Consider the following 25935-nt stretch of genomic DNA (forward strand, 5'->3'; position numbering starts at 1 on the left):
TGCGCCCCAGTTTGGTGCAGCACGCCCATCATTATCCTGGTTGCCTGCTTTCTGAGCGGGTAGCCCATTTGAGGCAATCATGCATAAACACCTGCAAAAACCTAAAATTCTGAAAGTAGAAACGGTCGCGCGCTCGCGTTTATTCAACGTGGAGTCGGTCGATCTGGAGTTCAGTAATGGTGTCCGGCGGGTGTACGAGCGTATGCGGCCTTCGGAGCGTGAAGCGGTGATGATTGTACCGGTGGTGGGGGACGATCTGCTGCTGATCCACGAGTATGCGGTGGGCACCGAATCTTACGAGTTAGGGTTTCCGAAGGGCCTGATCGATCTCGGTGAAGGGGTGCTGGAAGCGGCCAATCGTGAATTGATGGAAGAAGTGGGTTTTGGCGCGAAACGCTTTGATTTCCTGAGCAAACTGACGATGGCCCCCTCTTATTTTTCCAGCCAGATGAATATCGTGCTGGCGCACGATCTTTACCCGCAAAGCTTGGAAGGCGATGAACCGGAGCCGTTGGTGCAGGTGCGTTGGCCAATTGCCAACATGATGGCGTTATTGGATGAGCCAGATTTCCGTGAGGCCCGTAACGTCAGTGCGCTATTCCTGGCCGCAGCCTTTTTGCGTCACTCGCGTTAACATTTCCAGATAACTTTCAGCTAAAAAAATGGCCAGATTGCTCTGGCCATTGTCATGTTTAGAACAGCTCGTGGCTTTCACCGCCGGGATCCGTCAAGGTAGTACCGGCATCATGCACCGAGAATCCTGTCGGCTGGGTACCGTCGATAAAGAACTCGGAACGGCTACCACCGCCGCCATTGGACAGCTTGCCGGTGCTCTTGTCGATGGTCACGCTGACAACGCCCGCTGGTGGTGTGACTTTCTGTTCTGGAACGCCGTCCAGTGCCACTTTCATAAAGTCATCCCACGCCGGTTGCGCACTCTTCGCACCGCCTTCGCCGCCGGAGATCTGATCCTCAATCGCCCCAGAAGCGGTTGCACGCCCCAGATCGCGGCGATGATCGTCGAAACCGATCCAGACCGACGTCACGGTATCCGGGCCATAACCGGAGAACCAGGCGTCTTTTGAACTGTTGGTAGTCCCGGTTTTACCCCCGATATCACGGCGTTTCAGATCGCGCCCCGCACGCCAGCCGGTGCCCATCCAACCTGGCTCACCAAAGATGTTGCTATTCAGTGCATCGCGCATCAGGAACGCCAGAGGTGTGCTGATTACGTGCGGTGCATACTGCTGATCGTTATCCTGCTGTACCTGGGTTGGTGTTACCTGCTCCAATTGTGGCATCGGCACATTGGCGTTGCTGTTTTCCTGCGATACCGCCACGTTCTCAACGTTATCATCAGAAAGCATGGCCGCACGCTGGGTATCGCCATAGATCACCGGCAGATTGCAGCTTTCACACACCACTTTCGGCTTGGTTTCAAACAGGGCCTTGCCGCTGTCGTCTTCAATCTTGGTAATGAAGTAGGGATCAACCAGATAACCGCCATTGGCCAGCACTGCGTAACCACGCACCACCTGCAATGGAGTGAAGGAGGCCGAACCCAGCGCCAGCGATTCTGAATGCACAATGTTCTGTGCCGGGAAGCCGAAACGCTGCAAATATTCCGCCGCGTAATCAACGCCCATCGCGCGCATTGCACGTACCATCACCACGTTTTTCGATTGCCCCAAACCCTGACGTAAACGGATTGGGCCGTCATAGGTAGGCGGTGAGTTTTTCGGCCGCCAATCAGTACCGGCACCGGCATCCCAGCGGGTGATGGGCAGATCGTTGAGGATGGTCGCCAGCGTCAGGCCTTTATCCATCGCGGCGGTATACAGGAAGGGTTTGATGTTGGAACCGACCTGACGCAACGCCTGAGTTACGCGATTGAACTTGCTCTGGTTAAAATCGAAACCGCCGACCAGCGCTTTGACGGCACCGTTGTTCGGATCGATAGAAACCAGCGCCGAGTTGACATCCGGCACCTGCGACAGCCACCAGTTATCATTCACTTTGCGTACCCACACCTGCTGGCCAGCCTGAACCACGTCGGTGACGCGCTTCGGCGTTGGGCCCTGCTGGGTGTCGGATTTGAACGGGCGTGCCCAGCGCATACCGGACATCGTCAGCGCAATGTTGCTGCCATCGGCCAACATCGCGGTGGCCTGGTTGACATCGGCCTGGGTGATTACCGCAGGCGCCAGCGGGCCGTAGCTCGGCAGGTTTTTCAGCGAATCAACAATCTGTTTCTGATCCCAAGCTGCTTCACCCACTTTCCACAGCACGTTCGACGGGCCGCGATAACCGTGGCGCATGTCGTAGTCCAGTACGTTGTTACGCACCGCCTCCTGCGCTGCCAACTGCAGTTTCTTGGTGATGGTGGTGTAAACCTTGTAACCGTCGGTATAGGCGTTCTCACCGTAACGGGCGATCATTTCCTGGCGCACCATCTCCGCAAGATAGGGCGCAGAGAAGCTGATTTCCGGCGCATGGTAGTGGGCAACCAGTTCCTCACTGCGGGCCTGATCGTATTGCGCCTGCGTGATGTAATTTTCATCCAACATACGCGACAGCACCACGTTACGGCGCGCAACGGCACGATCGTGCGAGTACAGCGGGTTGAAGGTCGACGGTGCCTTAGGCAGACCGGCGATGGTGGCCATTTCGCTTAAGCTGAGCTGGCTGACATCCTTGCCGAAGTAAACCTGTGCGGCCGCCCCGACGCCATAAGCGCGGTAGCCCAAGTAGATTTTGTTCAGATACAACTCAAGAATTTCGTCTTTGGACAGCATCTGTTCAATGCGTATCGCCAGGAAAACCTCTTTGAGCTTACGCATCAGGGTGCGTTCCGGGCTCAAGAAGAAGTTTCTTGCCAACTGTTGGGTGATGGTGCTGGCACCTTGTGACGCTCGGCCAGAAACCAGGGCGACAGACGCGGCACGGAAGATACCGACCGGGTCAACACCATGGTGTTCATAGAAACGGCTGTCTTCTGTCGCGATGAAGGCATGCATCATCACCGGTGGAATTTGTTCCAACTTAAGCGGAATACGACGTTTCTCACCGAATTGAGCGATCAGTTCGCCATCGGCACTGTAAACCTGCATTGGGATTTGTAGCCGCACGTCTTTCAGCGTTGCGACGTCGGGCAGCTGTGGCTCAACATATTTGTACAAGCCAAAAATCGAGGCTGCTCCCAGCAAGATGCAACACACTGCAAGGATTAGAAAATACTTTACGAACTTCACCTGAGATTTCCCATTTCATGTCATTTGGGCAGTTTATAAACAACCGCGCGGTAGTATAAAGGCAAGCCTGCGACATGGATATGTTCTTTTATCATTTGACGATACGGAGGCGGGGTGAAATATGTTCTCTCAAGCATGGCAGGTAGGCCTGGATATACAGAGCAACTGTGTGAGGGCATTGGCGGCACAGCCTCGCCGCAGCGGTTGGCAACTGCGTCATTGGTGGCAACAGGCGCTGCCGCAGCCGGTGTTACGCGACGGTTATATTGAGAAATCCGAAATGTTGATCACCCTGCTAAAGCAGTGGCGTATTCGGTTACCAAGACATATTTCCTTACGCATTGCTTTGCCTGCGCAACGGGTTTTACAGCACCGGTTACCGTTACCGGATTATCGTTTGCGAGAACCGATTCGCCATGACTACATCACCACCCAGGGGCTGAAACAATTCCCGCTCGACAGCCAGACTTTGGCGATGGATTACCGTATCGCCCCGCCGAATACCAACCAACTGCTGCTCACCGCCGCTCGCCAACAAGAACTCCAGCAGTGGTTGCATTGCCTGCAAGAAGCCGATCTTCAGCCGCAGGTTATTGATATTACTCCCAGCGTTTTGTGTGCCATGGCGGCTTTTGCAGGCCTGACACGCGACGCGGGCCTGTTGCATCGTCTGGAACAGGAGTGGCTGTGGGTGGCTCCGCGCAGTACGCCATTTGCCTACGGCGTAATGCCTGTTGGGGAGATCGAGAGCGCGCAACAGGCGCTGGAAGCCATGCGTATGGCCTGCCTGGATCTGGGCGACCAACCGGTGTATTACAGCAGCGTCTTAGACGAAGCCTTGCCTGCCGGAGTTGTGTCTTGGTCACCTTTCACCGCCTTCAGCTATTTGCATCCTCCGTTGCCAGCACAGCCTATGGCTTTTGTTCTGGCCGCTGGGCTTGCCTTACGCCGTGAGGATCGCTGATGTATCAGGTCAATCTTTTGCCTTGGCGCCTCAGGGCACAACGGCAACGCTACGGGTTTTGGCTGCGAGTGTTCAGCATCCAGCTGTTGGTTGCCTTAGCCCTTCCAGCCACGGCTTTCCTCCTGCTGCGTTATCAACAGGAACAGCAGCAGAGCGCTTTGCAGACGCTGACGCAACAGCACCAAGTGCTGGCTGGGCGGATCCAGCAGACGCAGCAGGTGATGGCAACGCTGGCACGGTTAACCGCTGAAGAGACACGTCGCCAGCAGAATGAAATACATAACCGACGTTACCTGTATTTACTACAACAACTCTCGGCAGTGATACCTGATGAGCTATGGCTGACGGCGCTGGAAGAGAATGCACAGGGCATCTCTTTGCGCGGTTTTAGCGGGCAGTACGCAGCGATTACCCTGTTTGAACAGCGCTTGGCTGCCTCGCCTTTGTTGGAAAGTCATCGCTTGGCGGAGGTGACACAGCATAAAAACGGGATATTGGCTTTCACCCTGACGGCACGCTGGGGGAAAGATGGATAAGCCGCTGCCGAATTGGATTAAACCCTGGCTCAATCGGCCCGGCTGGCAGTTGCTGGTGGCTCAATGGCTGCTTTTGGTCGGCCTGATACTGCTGACCAGCGCGTTGCTGGTCTACGGCGAATGGCAACAGCTGGAGCAGTTGCGTACGCAACAGCAGCAGTTGGAATTACAGATTACCGAACGCCAGCAACAACTGGCCCACCTACCGGCGCTGGAGGAGCTGGAAAGGCGTTTGCAGGAGCAAACCTTGGCGTTACCCACAAAGCCGGAGAGCTTTGGCAGCAGGCTCTATCGGGTGGGCGGTGTGTTGCTGCGCTGGCAACAACAGGAGCAGCCCGCCCAGCAAATCGTGAAGTTACAGGTGGATTACCCTGGGCTACTGCGCTTGCTGGAAGGTTTGTCGCCCACGCAGCGCATTGGCCAGATGGCGATCGAAAAGCAAGCGGAAGGGTTGATTACCCAACTGATTTTGCTCGCACCTGAAGGGAGAAGTGAATGAGGAAAAGATATTGGCTGTGGCTGATGCTCACCACCCCGGTTTGGGCGGCACAAGATCGTGATCCGTTCCAACAGCCTTTGGTAGCGCCCTGCATTGCGCCAGCCGTTTCACCGGCCAATTGGCAGCTAAAAGGCACTATTGGTGAACCTGGTTCGCGCCATGGCTGGCTGATGACGCCGCAAGGGCAGTGGTTAAGGTTGCAACCACAGCAAACGTTGCTGGATGGGCTTTGGCAGGTGGCGCAAATCCAGGCGCGACAGCTTGAGTTCAGTGAAGTTGGCACAGAGCGCGTTTGCCCCCCAGCCAAGGGCAACATTGTTCTGACGTTGGGCAAACCATAAGGAAATGGGAATGAAAAAATGTCACTGGCTTGTGGCGCTGCTGCTGGCGTTTCCCTTCATGGTGATGGGGGAAGTACAGCAGGAAGTGCAGCAGGAAAAACCGATCTCTCTAGAGTTTCACGATACGCCGGTCAGCCTGGTTTTACAGGCCTTGGCGGAATATCAGCAACTGAATCTGGTTGCCGCCGAGGGTGTGGATGGCAATCTGACGCTGCGTTTGGATAATGTCCCTTGGCGGCAGGCGCTGGCGGTGGTGTTGCGCATAGGGAAACTGACGATGACTCTCGATGGTAATGTGATGCTGGTTTTCCCCGAGCCGGACGAGCAGGAACAACAGCGTCGGCAGCAGGCACTGGCGCAACAACTGCCATTGGAGAACCTGACGATCTCGCTGCAAAATGCCGATGCCGGAGAGATTGCCCAGAGCCTGGATAGCCAGCGCGGCAAGTTGCTGACCGAACGCGGCAGCGTGGTGGTAGATAAGCGTACCAATGCGTTATTACTGCGTGATACCGCACCGGCGCTTGCTCAGATGAAAGCCTGGGTGGCGGATATGGATACACCGCTGGAGCAGGTGCAACTGGCGGCACATATTGTCACCATCAGCAGCGAGAATCTGCGTGAGCTTGGTGTGCGCTGGGGGTTGTTAGCGGATGAAAAACCGCCGCAGTCTCTGCGGATAGATAATTTCAGCGTGGGTTTGCCGGTAGAGAACAACGCCGTCGCGGCTGGTTTTCATCTGGCGCGCATCAGTGGGCGTATTCTGGATCTGGAACTGTCGGCGCTGGAACAGGAAAATGAGGTGGAAATCATCGCCAGCCCACGCCTGCTGACGGCACATCAGCAAACGGCCAGTATTAAACAGGGCACTGAAATCCCCTATGAGGTTGCGAGCGGCACCAGTGGTGCGACCTCGGTGGAGTTTAAAGAGGCGGTATTGGGGATGGAGGTCACCCCTAAAATCCTGCCCAATGGCCGTATTACGTTAACGCTGCAAATCAGCCAGAACATGCCTGGCCGTTCGATAAAACAGGGGGCTGGGGAGGCGTTGGCTATCGACAAGCAGGAAATCAAAACTCAAGTGACGGTAAAAAACGGTGAAACCATTGTATTGGGTGGTATATTTCAGCAGCAGAACGTGAATGGCGCTAACAAAGTTCCAGGCGTGGGGGACGTGCCATGGCTGGGATCGTTGTTCAAACACAGCAGCAAACAGCATAAAAGGCGTGAGCTGGTGATATTTATTACTCCAACGCTGATCAAGGTCTGATTTACCGGGGCCGCGGCTAGCAGAAAAGGCGAAAGTTAATGGTCAGATAGACTTTTTTTCTCGCCTTAGGGGCATCTGCGTTTGACGCTGCGGCCGATTTAGCTTACAAGGGTTACCGAATTAGGCTCCGAGGTTTTTTTGTTAATGCTATACCCGGCGTCTTTCAAGCTACAGTGTTGTAGGCTGCACGTAATCCCCCAGTCACTTATCGTGGTAAGCCTCTGAGGTGTCTACGCTTGTTGTCTGGCTGTAACTCGAAATCCATAGGGTATTAAGACGCCGTTAAAAACGTATGGTTTCCCTCCTGCGGCGTGGATAGCGATTTATTCGGTTGCCAAACTACCAAGAGTGTTGAGATAATTTTCCGTCTGATCTCGCACTATCGCTTATGAGGTTTCAGTTTAGGTCCCGCCGCTAATTTGATTGGCGGGGCGGGTTATCATTAACGAATTGTCTTAGTAATACCGAAAAACATGGCAGAGAAACGCAATATCTTTCTGGTTGGGCCTATGGGTGCCGGCAAAAGCACTATTGGCCGTCAGTTAGCTCAGCAACTCAATATGGAGTTTTTCGACTCCGATCAAGAAATTGAGCGACGTACCGGAGCTGACGTGGGCTGGGTATTCGACGTGGAAGGGGAAGAAGGCTTCCGCGATCGTGAAGAAAAAGTCATTAATGAACTGACGGAAAAGCAGGGGATCGTGCTGGCTACCGGCGGGGGCTCGGTTAAGTCGCGTGAAACGCGTAACCGCCTGTCGGCGCGTGGTGTTGTGGTCTATTTGGAAACCACTATCGAGAAGCAATTGGCCCGTACCCAGCGTGACAAAAAGCGTCCGCTGTTGCAGGTTGATTCTCCTCCGCGTGAAGTGCTGGAAGCGCTGGCTAAAGAGCGCAATCCGCTATACGAAGAAATTGCAGATGTCACTATCCGCACAGACGATCAAAGCGCTAAAGTGGTTGCCAACCAGATAATTAACATGCTGGAAAGTAACTGATTAGCGGTTTCCGTGTTGGCTACGGGCAAATGCGGAAATTCTGATTGTGTTCCCCGCGTTGGCGGGGATAAACCACACCGAGAACTGAGCGCGACATGGAGAGAATTACCGTAACGCTTGGGGAGCGTAGCTACCCGATTACCATAGCCGCCGGATTGTTTAACGATCCGGCTTCTTTTATGCCGCTCAAGGCGGGTGAACAGGTCATGCTGGTCACCAACCAGACCCTGGCTCCGCTGTATCTGGAGCCTGTCCGCAAGGTGCTGGAGCAAGGTGGTGTAGTGGTGGATCAGGTGATACTGCCTGATGGCGAACAGTACAAATCTCTTGCCGTACTTGAGCAAGTGTTCTCAGCGCTGCTGGAAAAGCCACACGGTCGCGACACCACGCTTATCGCCCTTGGCGGTGGTGTGGTTGGCGATCTGACTGGCTTTGCCGCGGCGTGCTATCAACGCGGTGTGCGTTTTATCCAGGTTCCTACCACGCTGCTCTCGCAGGTGGACTCTTCCGTTGGCGGTAAAACCGCCGTCAATCACCCGCTCGGTAAAAACATGATCGGCGCTTTCTACCAACCCGCTGCGGTGGTGGTAGATCTCGACTGCCTGCGAACCTTACCGGCGCGTGAACTTTCCTCTGGTCTGGCGGAAGTGATCAAGTACGGGATTATTCTCGATGGTGATTTCTTCGTCTGGCTGGAAAACAATATTGATGCGCTGGTGGCATTGGATATGGACGCGTTGGCGTACTGCATCCGCCGCTGTTGCGAATTGAAGGCCGAGGTGGTCGCTGCCGATGAACGCGAAAGCGGTCTGCGTGCGCTGCTCAATCTGGGCCATACTTACGGTCATGCCATTGAAGCTGAAATGGGCTACGGTGTATGGTTGCACGGTGAAGCCGTGGCTGCTGGCATGATGATGGCTGCGCACACCGCGCGCCGCCTGGGCCAGTTTTCTGCCGCCGATATTGAACGTATTAAAGCGCTGTTGCTGCGTGCCGGGTTGCCCGTGTGCGGGCCGCAGGAAATGACACCTGACGCCTATTTGCCGCACATGATGCGCGACAAGAAAGTACTGGCAGGGGAGCTACGCTTGGTATTACCGAAGGCGCTGGGTGAAGCGGAAGTTCGCGGCGGTGTGGCACATGATATAGTGCTGGCTGCAATTGCGGATTGCCTGCCGTTGCAGCACGCGTGAGTCAATCGGAATAACTGACAGTGGCTTCGCCGCTGTTTGCATCTGTTATTAATTAATGTGCAAAGCAATACGAGCATCGCTTTGCCATCATCGGGTTAATAGTCTCGAACCATACCGGGTTCAGGGTGGCGGGCTTTTGCCTCTAGTTGGAGGATTTCAGATGGACGAGTTTAAACCGGAAGACGATCTCAGACCTGATGCTAGCGATCGTCGTCCTTCACGTTCGCGGCGGCCAGCAACAGGGCCGAGTTTTTCCTTATCGCGTCAGCATTTGATGATTGGTGTCGGTATTCTGGTTCTGCTGGTGCTGATCCTGGGTATCGGATCGGCGTTGAAAGCACCGACCCAGCATGAGACGGCGCAGCAGGGTGCAGCCCGTGATATCAACCTGTCGGGTTCTTCGTCGCTGACCACCAGTAACAATGGTGTTCCGGGAGGGACGACCGATACCCACGATAACAACGGTGTTGGTCAGCAGCAGCCGCAGAACATCAGTGTTCCGCCTATTTCCAGCACGCCGAGCGAAGCACAGCCACTGCCGCCACAGGGCGGTGCGCAGCAGCGTGTCGATCTGCCGGGCAACATGACTGACGCCTTGTCATCGCAGCAGAATCAGGTTGATGCTGCCGCACAGAGTATGAACAGCTCGGTTTCCGGGTTGCCAACCGCGCCAGCGACCGTGATGAGCGGTGCCGGTGCGCGAGAAACCACGCGTCCGGTGCATAACAGTGCCACTCCAGCGGCCCAGCAGCATAAAACACCGGCCAAAACCGCAGTTAAACCGGCGACGTCAGCTAAACCTTCTGCAACCACCACCACGGTTTATACACCACCTGCAACGGTAAAAAGCGGTGTGGTGAGCGGTAGCGCTGGCTCAGTTGCAGCGGCACCGGGCAGCCATTACACACTGCAACTGAGCAGTGCTTCTCGTTCCGATACGCTGAAGGCTTTCGCTAAACAGCAGAATCTACAGAATTTTACCGTGTATGAAACCAAGCGCGACGGTAAGCCGTGGTTCGTGTTGGTGAGCGGGAACTATGCTTCTTCGGCGGACGCGAAGCGCGCAGTGGCGACGTTACCGGCAGAGGTTCAGGCGAAAAAACCATGGGTCCGACCTGTACATCAAGTACAGCAAGACCTTAAAAAATAAACCATTTAATTTTGTGCGCTGATGTGCTGTCTGAAACAGAGTACAATCCGCCGCTCTGAATTGTATAAGTAGCTAACTGACGGCATGAAGAAAAACCGCGCTTTTTTAAAATGGGCTGGTGGAAAATACCCGCTGGTTGACGAGATCCGTCGTCATCTGCCAGCGGGTGACTGCTTAATTGAGCCCTTCGTGGGTGCGGGTTCAGTCTTTTTGAACACGGAATACGACGCCTATATTCTCGCCGATATCAACAGCGATCTTATTAATCTGTATAACATCGTTAAGCTGCGCACGGATGACTTCGTGCGTGATGCCCACATTCTGTTCGCCGATGAATACAATGTCTCGGAACAGTTTTATCTGCTGCGCGAAGAGTTTAATGCTAGCGACGATGCTTATCGTCGGGCGCAACTGTTCCTCTATCTGAACCGCCACTGCTATAACGGCCTGTGCCGGTATAACCTGCGTGGTGAGTTTAACGTCCCGTTTGGGCGTTACAAGAAGCCGTACTTTCCGGAAGATGAACTGTACTGGTTTGCTGAAAAATCCCGCAATGCCACTTTCGTCTGCGAGCATTACCGCGATACCATGGCCAAGGCAACGCGTGGCGCGGTAGTGTATTGCGATCCGCCTTATGCGCCGCTTTCGGCGACGGCGAATTTTACCGCCTATCATACCAACAGCTTCAGCCTGGCCGATCAGCAAGGGCTGGCGCAGCTGGCGCATCAACTGTCGGTAGAAAGCCAGGTGCCGGTATTGATTTCCAATCATGATACCGAACTGACGCGTGACTGGTATCAGCATGCTGAATTCTTTGAAGTGTCGGCACGCCGGACGATCAGCCGTAATATCCTCGGCCGCAGTAAAGTGAACGAACTTTTGGCTCTATATATCGCTAAGCCGGGGTTGCGCCCCGACGTATAACAACTCGAACCCTACGTTTGGAGAAGCGGATGAAAAAGTTTTTGATTGCCCCGTCCATTCTGTCGGCAGATTTTGCCCGGTTAGGTGAAGATACTGCCAAGGTGCTGGCCGCCGGTAGCGACGTGGTGCACTTTGACGTCATGGATAACCACTATGTTCCCAACCTGACGATTGGGCCAATGGTCTGTGAAGCGCTGCGCAATTACGGTATCACTGCTCCCATCGACGTTCATCTGATGGTTAAACCGGTCGATCGTATCGTGCCAGACTTCGCTAAAGCCGGTGCGACGTACATCTCTTTTCATCCCGAAGCCTCCGAACACGTTGACCGCACTATCCAACTGATCAAAGAGCACGGCTGTAAGGCCGGTTTGGTGTTTAACCCGGCCACGTCGCTGAGCTATCTCGATTATGTGATGGATAAACTTGATGTGATCCTGCTGATGTCGGTTAACCCCGGTTTTGGTGGCCAGTCGTTTATCCCAGGCACGCTGGATAAGCTGCGTCAGGTGCGCAAGCTGATCGACGACAGCGGGTTTGATATTCGTCTGGAAGTCGACGGTGGGGTTAAGGTGGACAATATTGCCGAGATCGCCGCCGCGGGTGCTGACATGTTCGTCGCCGGTTCCGCTATTTTTGGCAAGCCGGATTACCGCGCAGTGATTGATGAAATGCGTCGTGAACTGGCGAAGGTGAGTCATGGCTGATTTTAGCGCCATTCGCGGTTTGGCTTTTGATCTGGACGGCACGCTGGTTGACAGTGCTCCAGGGCTGGCGGCGGCTATCGATCTGGCGCTGGCAGAAATGGGCTTACCGCAGGCCGGTGAGGCGCGTGTCGGCACCTGGATCGGTAATGGCGCGGACGTTCTCGTGCAACGTGCGCTGCGCTGGGCGGAAGTGGACGCCACACCGGAACATTGCCAGCAGATGCGTGAGCGTTTCGACCATTTTTACGCACAAACCGTGAGCAGCGGCAGCCGCCTGTTCCCGCAGGTGAAAGCCACCCTCTGCCGTTTGGTGGAACTGGGCTACCCGATGGCGCTGGTGACCAATAAGCCGACGCCCTTTGTGGCTCCGTTGCTGACTGAACTCGGTATTATCGATACTTTCTCGCTGATCATCGGTGGCGATGACGTGGTGGCGAAAAAACCACACCCTGCGCCACTGTATCTGGTATTCGGCAAGCTCGGCCTGCGGGCTGGCGAGGTGTTGTTCGTCGGTGATTCACGCAACGATATTCAGGCGGCGCAGGCGGCAGGTTGCCTGAGCGTTGGCCTGACTTACGGATATAACTACGGTGAAGCGATCGCCCTGAGCCATCCCGATCGCGTGTTGGAGCGCTTTGCCGATTTGTTGCCCGCTCTCGGGCTGTCATCTTTAGAGAATCAGGAATTTAATCATGATTAAGCCCATCGTATTTAGCGGCGCGCAGCCGTCTGGTGAACTGACCATTGGCAACTACATGGGTGCGCTGCGTCAGTGGGTTCAAATGCAGGACGATTATGACTGCATTTACTGCATCGTTGACCTGCACGCGATTACCGCGCGTCAGGATGCGGAAAAACTGCGTAAAGCCACGCTGGATACGCTGGCGCTGTACCTGGCCTGCGGTATTGACCCGGCAAAAAGCACCATTTTTGTTCAGTCCCATGTGCCAGAACACTCGCAACTGAGCTGGGTGCTCAACTGCTATACCTATTTCGGCGAACTGAGCCGTATGACCCAGTTTAAAGACAAATCGGCACGCTATGCCGAAAACATCAACGCTGGTCTATTCAGCTATCCGGTGCTGATGGCAGCGGACATCTTACTGTATCAGACCAATCAGGTGCCGGTGGGTGAAGATCAGAAACAGCATCTGGAACTGAGCCGCGATATTGGCCAGCGCTTCAACGCCCTGTACGGCGACGTGTTCAAAGTACCAGAACCTTTTATTCCCAAGTCTGGCGCGCGCGTGATGTCACTGCAAGAACCGACTAAGAAGATGTCCAAGTCGGATGATAACCGCAACAACGTGATCGGCCTGCTGGAAGATCCGAGCGCGGTGACCAAAAAAATCAAACGTGCGATGACCGATTCGGAAGAGCCACCGGTTATCCGTTACGACGTGGCGAACAAAGCGGGCGTTTCCAACCTGCTGGATATCTTGTCTGGTGTCACCGGCAAGAGTATTGCCCAGTTGGAAGCGGAATTTGCAGGCCAGATGTATGGCCACCTGAAGGGTGCGGTGGCAGAGGCGGTGTCCGGTATGCTGAGTGAACTGCAAGAGCGTTATCACAGCTTCCGCAATGATGAGGCATTCCTGCAACAGGTGATGCGCGATGGTGCGACAAAAGCCCGTGCTCGTGCGCAGGAAACGCTGGCGAAAGTGTATGAAGCGGTGGGTTTTGTGCCACATCCGTAGTCGCTCACCCATTCCCTCTCCTTGGGGAGAGGGCTAGGGTGAGGGGTATAACCGTGCTACAAATCCATCACACCGGCTTTTTCGGGGCGTTAACATTCAGTGAATGGCCGCTTTTTTATGCCATTTTGCTAAGGTTTTCCGGCAGTTCCCGGCTGGAGAACCAGTTCAGTTTACTGCGCAGGCTGACTACGCTGCCAACGATAATCAGGCTTGGGCTGGCGGCCTGTTGCGCAAGCACTCCCAACCGATCCAGTTCCCCTTCAATCACCCGCTGGCGGGGGGATGTGCCATTTTCCACCAACGCGATCGGTGTACTCGCTGCCATACCATGTGCTATCAGTTGCTGCTCGATCTCTGCTGCCTGTGCCAGGCCCATATAGAACACCAGAGTTTGTTGCCCGGCGGCCAGCGTGGCCCAATCCAGCCCGCCATCGGCCTTGGCGTGGCCGGTGACCAGCCGCACGCTCTGGGCGTGATCGCGATGGGTAAGGGGAATACCGCTGTAGGCGGAACAGCCGGACGCGGCGGTAATCCCTGGCACCACCGAGAACGGAATACCCGCTTCGGCCAAGGTTTCCAGTTCTTCACCGCCGCGACCGAAGATAAACGGATCGCCGCCTTTCAGCCTGACCACGCGTTTGCCCTGTTGAGCCTGTTCTAGCAGGATCTGATTGATGTGCTCTTGCGGCACGCAGTGATGCCCGGCACGTTTGCCTACGAAGATTAGCTGCGCATCACGGCGCACCAGCGCCATCACCTCGTCAGAAACCAGGCGATCGTAAACCACCACGTCGGCCTGCTGGATCTGCTGCAAGCCTTTCAGCGTCAGTAACCCGGGATCGCCCGGCCCGGCACCCACCAATACCACTTCGCCATGTTCTTCCGGCTGATGCGCAAATAGCTGCTCAACCTGTTGATCAACCAAAGCAACATCATTGTTAGCCAGCGATTGCGCCAGCCGATCGTGGGCGAACAGCTTTTCCCAGAAACGGCGGCGCGCACCGATGCCGCTAAACTGCTGTTTCACCCGTTGGCGCAGCGAACCGCCCAACTGAGCCAGCTTGCCGAGGTGCTGCGGCAGCATTGCCTCCAACTTTTCCCGCAGCAGGCGCGCCAGCACCGGGGCTTTGCCGCCGGAAGAGACGGCGACCATTAGCGGAGAGCGATCGATAATCGAAGGCATAATAAAGCTGGCGCGTTTCGGATCGTCCACCACGTTGCAGAATACCCGCTGCTGATTGGCGCACTGATAGACCAAAGCGTTCATTTCTAACCGATCGGTGGCGGCAATCACCAGCCATTTTTCTGCCAGCAGTTCGGCATAGAACTCACCTTCCACCAGCGTCACTTGCCCCTGTGCGGCCCAGGCCAGAAATTGTTCATTGAACTGACAGGCATTGACCGTCAGCCGGGCACCGGCATCCAGCAGCAGGCGCGCCTTGCGTTCGGCGACTTCCCCACCGCCGACCAGCAGGCAGGCTTTATGTTGCAGTTGGCAGAAAATCGGTAAGTAATCCATCGGCAATCCTTGGGGAAGTGGCTAACGGGGCGATAACTCGCCCCTGCTTGATTAAGCGGTTTGGCGAACGGCGGCGCTTGCAGCCTGCGGGCGTTGCGCACGCGGTGTGGCATACCAGTAACCGAGGCCCATCAGGACCGCGCCAGACAGCGTATTCCCCAGCGTTACCCACAGCAGGTTATGGCCGATACCGCTCAGGGTATAGGCTTCGCTATGATTACCGAACCAGGAGAGGGCAAACAGCGTCATGTTGGCAATCGAGTGTTCGTAGCCAGAAGCGATAAACGCCAGTAAACACCACCAGATGGCAATGAACTTGGCAGCACCTTCAACGCGCAGCGCCATCCAGATCGCCAAACAAACCAGCCAGTTACACAGCACCCCTTTAAAGAACAACACTTCTGCCGAGGCAGTGGTTTTCGCCAGCGCTGCGGTATGGACCAGGCTGGTGTCGACCGGCAACAGGCTGCCGCCGCCGTAGTAATACATCAGCGCCACCAGCACCGAGCCGAGCAGGTTGCCCAGCCAGGTTTGCGGTAACACGGCCCACATCTGGCTCTGTTTGATGGTGCCCGCCTTCACGCCGAGCGTCAGAAACATGGTGTGGCCGGTGAACAGTTCGGAACCGGCGATGATCACCAGCGTTAGCGCGATACCGAAGGTGGCTCCCATTACCAATGGGCGGATCGACGGATCCACCAGATTACCCAGGGTGAAGATCAGGATGATGCCAAGGCCGACATAGGCTCCGGCCATGGCTGAACTGATCCAGAAGCCGAGCGGGCTCTCTTGCGCCAATTTGACGATGCGCGCCGCATTGGCGGCAGATTTATTGATGGTATCGGTAAACATAGATTTCCCTGGAAATTAAAAACAAAAAGTGTAAAGGCAATAAGCGGTAACCCCTCTCCTCTCTTTCGAGGAGAGGGGGGAGTATTACTGAGCTGCTACTTGCACCATGCCATCGACGATTCGGTGGGTGAAACTGGCCACGGAACGGCTTTCGTCTTCCATGCACAACCCATCGTGCAGGCGGAAATGCTGTTTCTTCAGCGGGCTGGCTACCCACAGTTCACCCTGATGCTCGGCAATCAGGCCGCGTGACAGCACGCTGGCCTGAGCGAACGGGTCGATATTGCTGATGGCATACAGTTGTTCATCGGCGCGGGGGCGGAAGATGGCCACCTGTTGTTCGCCAATCAATGCACACACGCCAGTGCCGGGCAGGATATCGGCGATCGGGCAAACGGAAATCCACTGGCTCATGCGTTGCTCTCCTCGGTTTCAAGCAAGACGACGGGGATGCGCTCATCCGGGCGCGCCGGGCGGTGCTGTTCGCGTTCAGGCACCACTTGCACGTTCGGGTCGCGCTGGCTGCTGTTGATGAAGTGAGAAAAACGCACTTGAGCAGCAGGATCCTCGACGGTGGCTTTCCACTCGCAGATCACCGCGCTGCGCAGGCGGGCGATTTCGCTTTCTAACTGCTGGTTGATCCCCAGTTTGTCGTCGATGATCACCTTGCGCAGATAATCGATGCCGCCTTCCAGGCTTTCCAACCAGACCGACGTGCGCTGCAGTTTATCGCCGGTGCGGATGTAGAACATCATAAAGCGGTCGAGGTAGCGCATCAGCGTATCGCTGTCGAGATCTGCCGCCAGCAGATCGGCATGGCGCGGCTTCATTCCGCCATTGCCGCATACATACAGGTTCCAGCCGTTTTCGGTGGCAATAATGCCCACGTCTTTCCCCTGCGCTTCGGCACATTCACGGGTGCAGCCGGAAACGCCGAACTTCATTTTGTGCGGGGTGCGGATGCCTTTGTAGCGGTGTTCAAGCTGTACGCCGAAGCCGACGCTGTCGCCGACGCCGAAACGGCACCAGGTGCTGCCAACGCAGGTTTTCGCCATGCGCAGCGCTTTGGCATAGGCATGACCGGTTTCGAAACCGGCGGCGATCAGCCTGCTCCAGATGGCTGGTAGGTCGTCCTTCTGCGCGCCGAACATGCCGATACGCATTGAACCGGTCATCTTGGTGTACAGGTTATAGTCTTTAGCGATCTGGCCGACGGCGATCAGACCTTCCGGCGTGATTTCACCCCCGGCAGAGCGTGGGATCACCGAATAGGTGCCGTCTTTCTGGATGTTGCCCAGGAAGTTATCGTTGGTGTCTTGCAGCGGCGTGTGCTGCGGCTTGAGCACATACTCATTCCAGCAGGATGCTAGCAGCGAACCAACGGTGGGTTTACACACTTCGCAGCCGTAACCTTTGCCATATTTTGCCAGCAGCTCCGCAAAGGTTTTAATGCCTTCGACGCGGATCAGGTGGTACAGCTCCTGGCGTGAATAGGCAAAGTGTTCGCACAGGTGGTTATTCACCTCGATGCCCTGTTTGCTCAGCTCGGCGTTCAGCACTTGGGTGATCAGCGGAACGCAGCCGCCGCAGCCGGTCCCGGCTTTGGTTTCAGACTTGATGGCCGCTACGGTGTGGCAACCCAGGTTCACCGCTTTGATAATGTCGCCTTTAGTGACGTCAAAGCATGAACAGATCTGCGCGGTTTCCGGCAGCGAATCGACACCGATCGCCGGTTTACTGCCCGCATGGGCTGGCAGGATCAGGCTGTCCGGGTTTTCCGGCAGTTCGATGTTGTTCAGCGCCAGTTGCAGCAGGTTGCCGTAGTCGCTGGTGTCACCGACCAATACCGCGCCGAGCAGGGTTTTGTTGTCTGCGCTGACCACCAGACGTTTGTAGACCTCTTTGCTCTCGTCCAGATAGACGTAGCTGCGTGCGCCAGCGGTACGCGCATGGGCATCGCCGATCCCGCCAACGTCAACGCCCAGCAGCTTCAGCTTGGCGCTCATATCGGCACCTTGGAAGGCGTTTTCGCGGCTTAGCAGATGATCGGTAGTGACCTGCGCCATCTTGTAACCTGGAGCGACCAGCCCGAAGGTACGCTCGCGCCATGAGGCGCATTCGCCGATGGCGTAGACGTCCGGATCAGAGGTCTGGCAGCTATCGTTAATCGCAATGCCGCCGCGCGGAGCCGTTGCTAGCCCGCATTGGTGCGCCAGCTTGTCCTGTGGGCGGATGCCGGTGGAGAAAACGATGAAATCGACTTGCAGCTCGCTGCCGTCGGCAAAGTGCATGGTTTTGCGCGCGTTCTGCCCGCCGTTGACGATCTCGGTGGTGTTTTTACCGGTATGGACTTTAACGCCCATCCGTTCGATCTTGCGGCGCAGCTGATCGCCCCCCATCGGATCGAGCTGTTCGGCCATCAGCATCGGGGCGAATTCGATCACGTGAGTTTCCACGCCCAGGCTTTTCAGTGCTCCGGCGGCTTCCAGGCCGAGCAGGCCACCGCCAACCACCGCGCCGCGTTTGCTGCGGCGCGCGCAGGATTCGATAGCGTTCAAATCTTCAATGGTGCGGTAAACGAAGCAATCCTGGCTTTCGGAGCCTTTGATTGGCGGAACCCACGGGTAGGAGCCAGTGGCCATGACCAGTTTGTCGTAATACACCGTGCGGCCGGTATTGGAGTGGATCACCTTCTCCGCCCGGTTAATGGTGATGGCGCGTTCGCCCAGCAGCACTTTCACGCCCTGTTTTTCGTAAAAGCCTTCGCGCACCAGCGAAAGTTCTTCGGCAGTATGGTGAGAAAAGTAGGAGGAGAGATGCACGCGATCGTAGGCGATACGGGGTTCTTCACAAAAGATGGTGATTTCAAACTGGTCTTTGTCTGCCTTCTCCAGCAGATCTTCGATAAATCGGTGGCCGACCATGCCGTTGCCGATGACAGCGAGTTTAACTCTGCTCATTATTGCCTCAAAATTCTGATTTCCTAGGCGTACCTTATTCTTCCCTGACATCCGTTTATTGATACAAATCAATTCGCCTTCCATATACCTCTAATGTGGTATATACATGATTTTTATAAATATTTGTTAAGTTGTGGTTTTTATTCAACTTTAGCTGAATCGAGCCAGTTAATGACGGAATGAGCAATTTGCTAACCGTTGGCGAGGTTATGAACATTCCGCCGCTTTGTCAGCCACTACCGCCACCCGTATGATGAATAGAACGTTTGGCAGAACAGAGGTAGCAAGGTGGCAAATCATCCCGTGAAGTTTATCGATAACCTGCGCCTGAGTGGGCAGGAAGGGTTGTGGCAACTGGCGTTTGAGCAGGGGCGTATTACTCATATCATTCCGCAACCGAGTGGGTTGGAGCGGCGCAGCGATGCTCTGGATGCCGAGGGCGGTTTGGCACTGCCCGCGTTTGTCGAACCGCATATTCATCTGGATACCACCCAAACCGCCGGGCAACCCGCCTGGAATCAGTCCGGCACGCTGTTTGAAGGCATTGAACGTTGGGCCGAGCGCAAGGCACTGCTGACCCACGAGGACGTGAAGCAGCGCGCCTGGCAGACGCTAAAATGGCAAATCGCCAACGGCGTGCAGTATGTGCGTACTCACGTCGATGTTTCCGATCCCACCTTGACCGCACTGCGCGCCATGCTGGAGGTGAAGCAGGAAGTTGCGCCTTGGGTGACGCTGCAAATTGTGGCTTTCCCACAGGAAGGGATCCTGTCTTATCCCAATGGCGAAGCGCTGATGGAAGAGGCGTTGCGCCTGGGTGCCGACGTGGTTGGGGCGATCCCGCATTTTGAATTCACCCGCGAATACGGCGTGGAATCACTGCATAAGGCTTTTGCTCTGGCGCAGAAGTACGATCGGCTAGTGGATGTGCATTGCGATGAGATCGACGATGAGCAATCGCGCTTCGTCGAAACCGTGGCGGCGTTGGCGCTGAAGCTGGAAATGGGCAGCAAGGTCACCGCCAGCCATACCACGGCGATGCATTCCTACAACGGAGCTTACACTTCGCGCCTGTTCCGCTTGTTGAAGATGTCTGGGATTAACTTTGTTGCCAATCCACTGGTGAATATTCATCTGCAAGGGCGTTTCGATACTTACCCGAAACGGCGTGGCATTACGCGGGTGAAAGAGATGCTGGAGGCGGGCATCAACGTCTGTTTTGGTCATGACGACGTGTTCGATCCCTGGTATCCGCTCGGCACCGCCAATATGTTGCAGGTGCTGCATATGGGGCTGCACGTCTGCCAACTGATGGGGTACGGCCAAATCAACGACGGGCTGAACCTGATCACCAGCCACAGCGCGCGAACCATGCACTTGCAGGATTATGGTCTGAAAGTAGGCAACAGCGCCAATCTGGTGATCCTGCCTGCGGAAAACGGTTTTGATGCGGTACGCCGCCAAACGCCGGTACGCTATTCCATTCGCCACGGCGCGGTGATTGCTGCAACCCAACCAGCCACCACCACGCTGTATCTGCAAGCTGAAGAGAAGGTGGATTTCCGGCGCTAGATGTCATGAAAAAGGGTTCTGCGGTGGCAGAACCCTTATATGCAGTCAGCAGAACTTAGTGTGTGACATGCCCATGGCTGCGGTGCTTGGTGACAAAACCCAGCAGCAGACACATCACAAACACCGCCAGATACAGGCCGTTAGCGGCGGTCAGCGCCGCATGTGCGCCGCCTTTGGCCACCAGCGGGCCGGTAACCACAAAGGTCAGCATGGTGCCGATGGTGCCGCAGGTCAGGATAAAATTGACCAGCTTCGGTGAAGAAACCTTGGTTTGCAGCGAGCCAAGGGTGATCAGCGTGGTGTAGATAGCGCTGGAAACAAAACCTAAAGCCATAATGAAGTAGCTCAGATGTTGTGGATTGTCGCTACTGACGAACAGGTACATCGCGCCGGTGGCCAGCGCTGCCAGCACGGTCACGATGCGTTGCAGATCAAAGAAGCGCAGGATAAAGCTGAACACCCACATGCCGATCATATAAGAGGTCCAGAAATCGCTCACCAGCTTACCCGCCTGGCCGATATCCATGCCGAAGGATTTGGTGGCGTATTCCGGCACCCACTGAATAAAGCCCAACTGGCCGAGGATATAGCACAGTGCGGCGATCGACAGGAACAGCACGCCGATACCCCATTTCTCTTTCACGACCGGTTCAGCGCTTTTCGGCCCTTTGTTGCCCAGCACCGGGAACTCAGAGCACAGGGTCAGCACGAAGATCGCAACGTACAGCAGGCCAATGCAGGCATAAACCCAATACCAGCCAATGCTGCGGGCCAGCAACATGGCGGCGACGATCGGGAAAATCATCCCGGCCATGCTGAAGAACGAATCGGTGAACAGCAGGCGTGAACCGCGCTGGCGGCCAGCGTACATATGGGTGATCAGGAAGGTGCCGATCGACATGGTAATGCCGCTGACCACGCCAAGCACAAACATGCACAGTGAGAACAGGGCCAGGCTTTTGCTGACCATCAGCCCGGCAACCGCCAGCAGCATCAGGACAAAACCAAACAGCAACTGACGTTTCAACGGGATGATTTCCATCAGCCAGGCATTGAGGAAGATCGAAATCAGAATACCGGCGTTAAGAAAGGTAAAGGTGTTACTCATGCTGGAAACTGGCAGATTGAAATATTCTGCAATGTTGCCCATCACCATCCCTGTGACGATCACTAAAGCTCCGGTCAGCGCGTAAGAAAAGAAGCTGATCCATGTTAGCCGGATGCGGTTGCTGTCATTCATTGTATAGGCCTGATTGATGACTGTTTCGGTTGAGGTGCACAACTGGCATAAGGCCGCAGATTTTTTCTGGCAAGACAGAAAAATCCCGTTCAGGCCACCAGGGAGCGGATCCTAGCATAGCCAACGGGAGTTTTTGTGATGAACATCTGCTTTATGATGCAAAGAATGAAAGTTAATAAATTTCCTTGTGATCTAACCGGCAACCGGCACGATCGAATCACGGCGCACGATCGTTGGCTCAAAGGTAACCGCAGGCGTGAGCGGATCGATCAACCGGCGAGTGGCATATTGCGCCATCTCGGTAATCGGGAAATGCACGCTGGTCAGGGCCGGGCGCACAAAAGGCGCACGCTCGCCGCTGTCATAGCAAATCAGCGCGATATCCTGTGGCACGCGCAGGTGGTGCTCATTAATCGCCAGCAGGGCACCGATGGCCATCTCTTCGTTACAGCAATAGAGGGCGCTCGGCAGTGTTTCACGGCGCAGTAGCTGGTCGGCACAGTCATAACCGCTTTGCAGATCGTAAACCCCTGTCAGGCAATCCACCGGTGGCAGATTGGCGGCCTGCATGGCGTTAAGAAACCCTTGTAACCGCAGCTGGCTCGAGGCGCGCTGCGGTGGGCCGCTGATGCAGGCGATGCGCCGATGACCGGCATCGATCAGCTCTTGTGTCGCCATCTGGCTGGCGCGTACGTGATCAAACGTAATGCAGCGATCTTCCAAACCCGGCACCAGGCGATCCAGCAGCACAAAGTGGCGCTGTTCTGCGGCTAACTGGCGGAGTTGCTCGTCAGAAAGAAAACGCACGTGCAGGATCACGCCATCGCAGCGCAGGCTGAACAGGCGCCGAATCGCCAACAGTTCGTTCTCTGCGCTGTTGCGGCCTTGGGTCACCAGCAGTTGTTTACCCTGTGATTCCGCCTCGGTTTGCACAAAATCCATCAGCGCACCAAAAAAACCACCGCGGTAAGAGGTGGTGACCAGGCCCAGCGTGTTGCTGTGGCTGGAGGCCAGCGCTCTGGCCGCCGGATTAGGTGTATAACCCAGTGCGGCCACGGCTTTGGCCACTTTCTCACGGGTGAGGGGTTTAACGTTGCTGTCACCATTCACCACGCGCGACACGGTGGCTCGGGATACTCCGGCTAACGCTGCGACATCTTCCAGTGTCACCATTATTCTGCTCCTGATTACGTATCCCCCCTTGGTTTTTCAAGCTGCATACAGCGTTGAGGGCTGTGTTGGCTCGTCTTCTCAGTGTGGTGTACGACGTTTATTTAAACTGCGGCAAATAGGCCCGGTTGACCTCCAACACCTCTTCCAGCAACGGTTGGGCAATCTGGGCATTGGCGATCAATGGGTTGGTCACCAGCGCCAGCAGCGCGCTGCGGCGATCGCCATGTACGGCGGCTTCGATCGTCAGGCGCTCGTAGGTTTTTACCTGTTGAGTCAGTGCGTGCATCGATTCCGGTAGCTGACCGAAAGCGAGCGGGTGCGCCCCTTGGGCATCGACGATACAGTTGGTTTCTATCACAGCATCGTCCGGTAAACCGCGAATAGCGCCACGGTTTTCGGTATTTACGACTAATTGCGACCCGAGATTATTGTGAATCGCACGAATCAGCTCCAGAGCGACCTCTGAATAGAAAGAACCACCACGGAAGCTGAGCTGCTCGGGTTTGCTGTCCAGATGCGGGTCGGCATACAGTTCGAACAGCTCTTTCTCCACGTTCATCACCTGTTCGGCGCGGGTGCCGCGCTCGGCAGCGGCGGCCGTTTCTTCTGCCAGCATCTGCTGAGTCTGGTAGAAATAACGATGATAGGGGCAGGGAATAGCACCGACCGCCCGCAGGAATTCCGGCGGCCACGGCTCTTCTTTGATGTTGTTCATGGTTAACGTCGCGCCGTCACACAGCATATCGATCACCTTATTGGTGACGTTCTGGCCGTTGTGCAGTACCTGATGTACCCAGACCATGTGGTTCAGCCCGGCAAACTGCAACTGCACCTGGTCGTAAGGGGCTTGCAGCATATTGGCAATCATATGGTGCATGCTGATAGGCACGTTGCACAGGCCGATGATTTTCGCTTGGGTATAACGCGAAACTGCCTCGGTGACGATACCCGCCGGGTTGGTGAAGTTGATGATCCAGGCACTTGGTGCCAACCGTTCTACTTTACGGGCGATGTTCAGCATCACCGGGATGGTGCGCAGTGCTTTGGCAAAACCGCCGATGCCGGTGGTTTCCTGGCCGATTAACCGGTATTTCAGGCCCAAGCGCTCATCGGCGGCGCGTGCCGGCAACTGCCCGACGCGCAGTTGGGTCAGCACAAATTGGGCACCGCGAATGGCTTCGTCCAGATCGAAATGCACGCTGACCTTTACCTGTTCCAAACCGTTGCGTGCCAGCATACGCCGGGTCAAGGCGGCAATGATCGCCACTTTTTCGCGGCCGGGCTCGACGTCCACCAACGCCAGTTCGGTGACGGGGAGTTCTTCAATGCGCTGGATCAGCCCTTCCACCAGCTCCGGCGTGTAGCTGCTGCCACCGCCGATAATGGCGATTTTCAACGAACTCATGAACGGGCCTCCTGCTGTGCCTGACGGCGGTAAAGTTCAATCATGTCGCCTGCCAAGTCCTGAATGACCATCGCATTCATCAGGTGATCCTGCGCATGCACGGTGATCAGGTTGATAGGCAGTTTGCCGCAGCCTTCGTCCAGCCCGATAAGTTGGGTCTGGATATGGTGCGCGTGTTTCACCGCCAGCTGTGATTCAGCCATATGCTCAGCCGAGGCGGTAAAATCACCGGCTCGTGCCTGTTGCAACGCCATCAGTGCGCTGCTGCGTGCGCTACCGGCGAATACCAACAGCTCCATAATGGTGCTTTCAAAATCCGGGCTGATATCAGCCATCCGTTCTGTCACGTCAATTCTCCCGTTACTGCGCGGTAGCGGCATCGGCCGTTTCGCGTTCGGTGTCGGCCTGCTGCTGTTCCTGCGCCAATAATTGCTTTTCATATACTTTGAAGAACGGCAGCCAGATCGCCAGATCGATCACCATCAAAACCAGCACCAGTAACGCGGCACGGACATCCCAGGAGGCCGAGATCATCGCCCCCAGCGGTGCCGGTGCGGTCCAGGGGGCCATGGCCACCATTTTTTCCACCAACTCCCAGTTCAGCGCGAAGTAGGCCAGCGTAGCGTTGACCATCGGAACGACGATCAGCGGGATAAACAGCGTGGGGTTCATCACCACCGGCGAACCGAACAACAAAGGTTCGTTGATGTTAAAGGCCGCGGGCACCACGCTCAGCTTGCCGATGGTGCGCAGGTGAATGGAGCGGCTGCGCATATACAGGAAGGCCAGCACCAGCGTGGAGCCGGAACCGCCGATGCAGACATAGAACGACCAGAATGGCGCGGTGAGGGTTTGCGTGCTGGCCGCACCCTGCGCCACCAGAGCGGCGTTGGTCGCCAGGTTGGCCATAAAGATCGGGTTGAGCAGGCCGGTCACGATGTTGTCACCGTGAATACCGGCAAACCACAGCAGGTTGGCGATCAGCACCGCCAGCAGGATGGCAGGCAGGGTATCCCCCGCAGAAATCAGCGGCTGGAACAGGTGCATGATGGCATCAGGCAGCAGGAGCTGAAATTCACTCTGCATCAGAATGCTGATGGGATACACCGTCAGCAGAATACCCACCACCGGATACAGCAGTTCGAACGAGCGGGCAATCGCCGGTGGTACCTGTTCCGGCATCCGAATAGTGATGTGGTATTTCTTCAGCAGGCGGATCAGTTCGACCGACCAGATCGCGCAGATCAGGGCGGTAAATACCCCTTGGCCACCCAGAAAATCGAGCGACATCTTGTTATCCACCTGCGGTGCTGCGGCCAGCAGAAATGCCATCAGCGACAGTAATCCGGCGGTCAGGGCATCCAAACCGTAATGCTTTGCCAGGCTGTAGGCGGTGCCAATGGCAACGAAGACGCCCATCAGGCCCATGGTCATGAAGAACGGCATGGTGATAGTGTTCCAGTGGGTTCTGGCAAAACTCAGCCAGGCTTGGCCGAAACGGGAGGTGGTAGTGGCATCAAACGGCGGGTTAGCGACGATCAGCATAATACTGCCGACAATCAGGAACGGCATGGCGGAAATAAAACCATCGCGGATGGCAATAATATGGCGCTGGCTGCCGATCCGGCCAGCCAACGGGGCGACATGGTTTTCCACCACGCGCATCAGGGAAGCGTAAAGGCTCATG

The 25935-nt window shown here is 55.9% G+C and carries 24 protein-coding genes; 14 read left to right on the top strand and 10 right to left on the bottom strand.

Annotation, left to right across the window (positions count from 1 at the left end; translation table 11 throughout):
- The first annotated feature begins 79 nt into the window (after positions 1-79).
- A complete protein-coding gene (gene nudE, locus ACX9GT_RS01500) occupies positions 80-634 on the top strand; it encodes an ADP compounds hydrolase NudE (protein ID WP_473189521.1) in 555 nt (184 codons plus the stop codon).
- 58 nt (positions 635-692) lie between these two features.
- Here nudE and mrcA read toward each other — a convergent pair whose 3' ends face one another.
- On the bottom strand, positions 693-3251 hold the full coding sequence (mrcA, locus tag ACX9GT_RS01505; protein ID WP_473189522.1) for a peptidoglycan glycosyltransferase/peptidoglycan DD-transpeptidase MrcA: 2559 nt from the start codon (positions 3249-3251) through the stop codon (positions 693-695).
- A gap of 121 nt (positions 3252-3372) precedes the next feature.
- On the opposite strand from mrcA, the gene pilM reads away from it, so the two are divergent.
- The 12 genes from pilM to trpS all read left to right on the top strand — a co-directional run bounded on the left by pilM (position 3373) and on the right by trpS (position 13527).
- A complete protein-coding gene (pilM, locus tag ACX9GT_RS01510; RefSeq protein WP_473189523.1) occupies positions 3373-4215 on the top strand; it encodes a type IV pilus biogenesis protein PilM in 843 nt (280 codons plus the stop codon).
- Positions 4215-4751, top strand: a complete 537-nt coding sequence (locus ACX9GT_RS01515) for a PilN domain-containing protein (RefSeq protein ID WP_473189524.1) — start codon at positions 4215-4217, stop codon at positions 4749-4751. Before pilM ends, ACX9GT_RS01515 begins: the two co-directional genes overlap by 1 nt.
- Positions 4744-5250 carry a hypothetical protein gene (locus ACX9GT_RS01520; protein WP_473189525.1) on the top strand — a complete coding sequence of 169 codons (507 nt, stop codon included), beginning with the start codon at positions 4744-4746 and terminating at the stop codon, positions 5248-5250. The genes ACX9GT_RS01515 and ACX9GT_RS01520 overlap by 8 nt, the downstream gene beginning before the upstream one ends.
- A complete protein-coding gene (locus ACX9GT_RS01525) occupies positions 5247-5591 on the top strand; it encodes a hypothetical protein (RefSeq protein ID WP_473189526.1) in 345 nt (114 codons plus the stop codon). Before ACX9GT_RS01520 ends, ACX9GT_RS01525 begins: the two co-directional genes overlap by 4 nt.
- 10 nt (positions 5592-5601) lie before the next feature.
- Positions 5602-6861 (top strand): DNA uptake porin HofQ, encoded by a 1260-nt coding sequence (gene hofQ / locus ACX9GT_RS01530; protein ID WP_473189527.1) that lies wholly within the window; start codon positions 5602-5604, stop codon positions 6859-6861.
- 473 nt (positions 6862-7334) lie between these two features.
- The gene (gene aroK, locus ACX9GT_RS01535) at positions 7335-7856 is read left to right on the top strand and encodes a shikimate kinase AroK (protein WP_004391482.1); all 522 of its coding nucleotides are present in this window, start codon (positions 7335-7337) and stop codon (positions 7854-7856) included.
- Between the two features lie 95 nt (positions 7857-7951).
- Positions 7952-9049, top strand: a complete 1098-nt coding sequence (gene aroB, locus ACX9GT_RS01540) for a 3-dehydroquinate synthase (protein WP_473189528.1) — start codon at positions 7952-7954, stop codon at positions 9047-9049.
- 160 nt (positions 9050-9209) lie between these two features.
- Positions 9210-10199 carry an SPOR domain-containing protein gene (locus tag ACX9GT_RS01545; protein ID WP_473189529.1) on the top strand — a complete coding sequence of 330 codons (990 nt, stop codon included), beginning with the start codon at positions 9210-9212 and terminating at the stop codon, positions 10197-10199.
- An 84-nt stretch (positions 10200-10283) separates the two neighbouring features.
- Entirely contained in the window at positions 10284-11123 is an 840-nt protein-coding gene (dam, locus tag ACX9GT_RS01550) for an adenine-specific DNA-methyltransferase (protein ID WP_473189530.1), read from the top strand.
- 29 nt (positions 11124-11152) lie between these two features.
- Entirely contained in the window at positions 11153-11830 is a 678-nt protein-coding gene (rpe, locus tag ACX9GT_RS01555; RefSeq protein WP_473189531.1) for a ribulose-phosphate 3-epimerase, read from the top strand.
- Complete coding sequence (locus tag ACX9GT_RS01560; protein ID WP_473189532.1) at positions 11823-12530, top strand: phosphoglycolate phosphatase; 708 nt, start codon at positions 11823-11825, stop codon at positions 12528-12530. Before rpe ends, ACX9GT_RS01560 begins: the two co-directional genes overlap by 8 nt.
- Positions 12523-13527 carry a tryptophan--tRNA ligase gene (gene trpS / locus ACX9GT_RS01565; protein WP_473189533.1) on the top strand — a complete coding sequence of 335 codons (1005 nt, stop codon included), beginning with the start codon at positions 12523-12525 and terminating at the stop codon, positions 13525-13527. The genes ACX9GT_RS01560 and trpS overlap by 8 nt, the downstream gene beginning before the upstream one ends.
- Positions 13528-13642: 115 nt before the next feature.
- Here the strand turns inward: trpS and cysG are convergent, their stop codons facing one another.
- The 4 genes from cysG to nirB form a co-directional block, all read right to left on the bottom strand.
- The gene (gene cysG, locus ACX9GT_RS01570; RefSeq protein WP_473189534.1) at positions 13643-15046 is read right to left on the bottom strand and encodes a siroheme synthase CysG; all 1404 of its coding nucleotides are present in this window, start codon (positions 15044-15046) and stop codon (positions 13643-13645) included.
- 51 nt (positions 15047-15097) lie between these two features.
- Positions 15098-15898 (bottom strand): nitrite transporter NirC, encoded by an 801-nt coding sequence (gene nirC / locus ACX9GT_RS01575; protein WP_473189535.1) that lies wholly within the window; start codon positions 15896-15898, stop codon positions 15098-15100.
- An 84-nt stretch (positions 15899-15982) separates the two neighbouring features.
- Positions 15983-16312, bottom strand: coding sequence for a nitrite reductase small subunit NirD (gene nirD, locus ACX9GT_RS01580; RefSeq protein ID WP_473189536.1), 330 nt, complete (start codon positions 16310-16312; stop codon positions 15983-15985).
- Positions 16309-18858, bottom strand: coding sequence for a nitrite reductase large subunit NirB (gene nirB / locus ACX9GT_RS01585; RefSeq protein WP_473189537.1), 2550 nt, complete (start codon positions 18856-18858; stop codon positions 16309-16311). Before nirB ends, nirD begins: the two co-directional genes overlap by 4 nt.
- A gap of 303 nt (positions 18859-19161) precedes the next feature.
- On the opposite strand from nirB, the gene ACX9GT_RS01590 reads away from it, so the two are divergent.
- Positions 19162-20430 carry a cytosine deaminase gene (locus ACX9GT_RS01590; protein ID WP_473191479.1) on the top strand — a complete coding sequence of 423 codons (1269 nt, stop codon included), beginning with the start codon at positions 19162-19164 and terminating at the stop codon, positions 20428-20430.
- Positions 20431-20485: 55 nt separating this feature from the next.
- Here ACX9GT_RS01590 and tsgA read toward each other — a convergent pair whose 3' ends face one another.
- From tsgA to ACX9GT_RS01615, 5 genes are all read right to left on the bottom strand, one after another.
- Positions 20486-21670, bottom strand: coding sequence for an MFS transporter TsgA (tsgA, locus tag ACX9GT_RS01595; RefSeq protein WP_473189538.1), 1185 nt, complete (start codon positions 21668-21670; stop codon positions 20486-20488).
- A gap of 192 nt (positions 21671-21862) precedes the next feature.
- Positions 21863-22843, bottom strand: coding sequence for a LacI family DNA-binding transcriptional regulator (locus ACX9GT_RS01600; protein WP_473189539.1), 981 nt, complete (start codon positions 22841-22843; stop codon positions 21863-21865).
- A gap of 97 nt (positions 22844-22940) precedes the next feature.
- Complete coding sequence (locus tag ACX9GT_RS01605) at positions 22941-24248, bottom strand: 6-phospho-beta-glucosidase (protein WP_473189540.1); 1308 nt, start codon at positions 24246-24248, stop codon at positions 22941-22943.
- Entirely contained in the window at positions 24245-24583 is a 339-nt protein-coding gene (locus tag ACX9GT_RS01610; RefSeq protein WP_473191480.1) for a PTS lactose/cellobiose transporter subunit IIA, read from the bottom strand. The genes ACX9GT_RS01605 and ACX9GT_RS01610 overlap by 4 nt, the downstream gene beginning before the upstream one ends.
- 25 nt (positions 24584-24608) lie before the next feature.
- On the bottom strand, positions 24609-25934 hold the full coding sequence (locus tag ACX9GT_RS01615; protein ID WP_473189541.1) for a PTS sugar transporter subunit IIC: 1326 nt from the start codon (positions 25932-25934) through the stop codon (positions 24609-24611).
- Position 25935 lies beyond the last annotated feature (1 nt).

It is taken from the genome of Serratia sp. YWN4, from assembly GCF_055790845.1.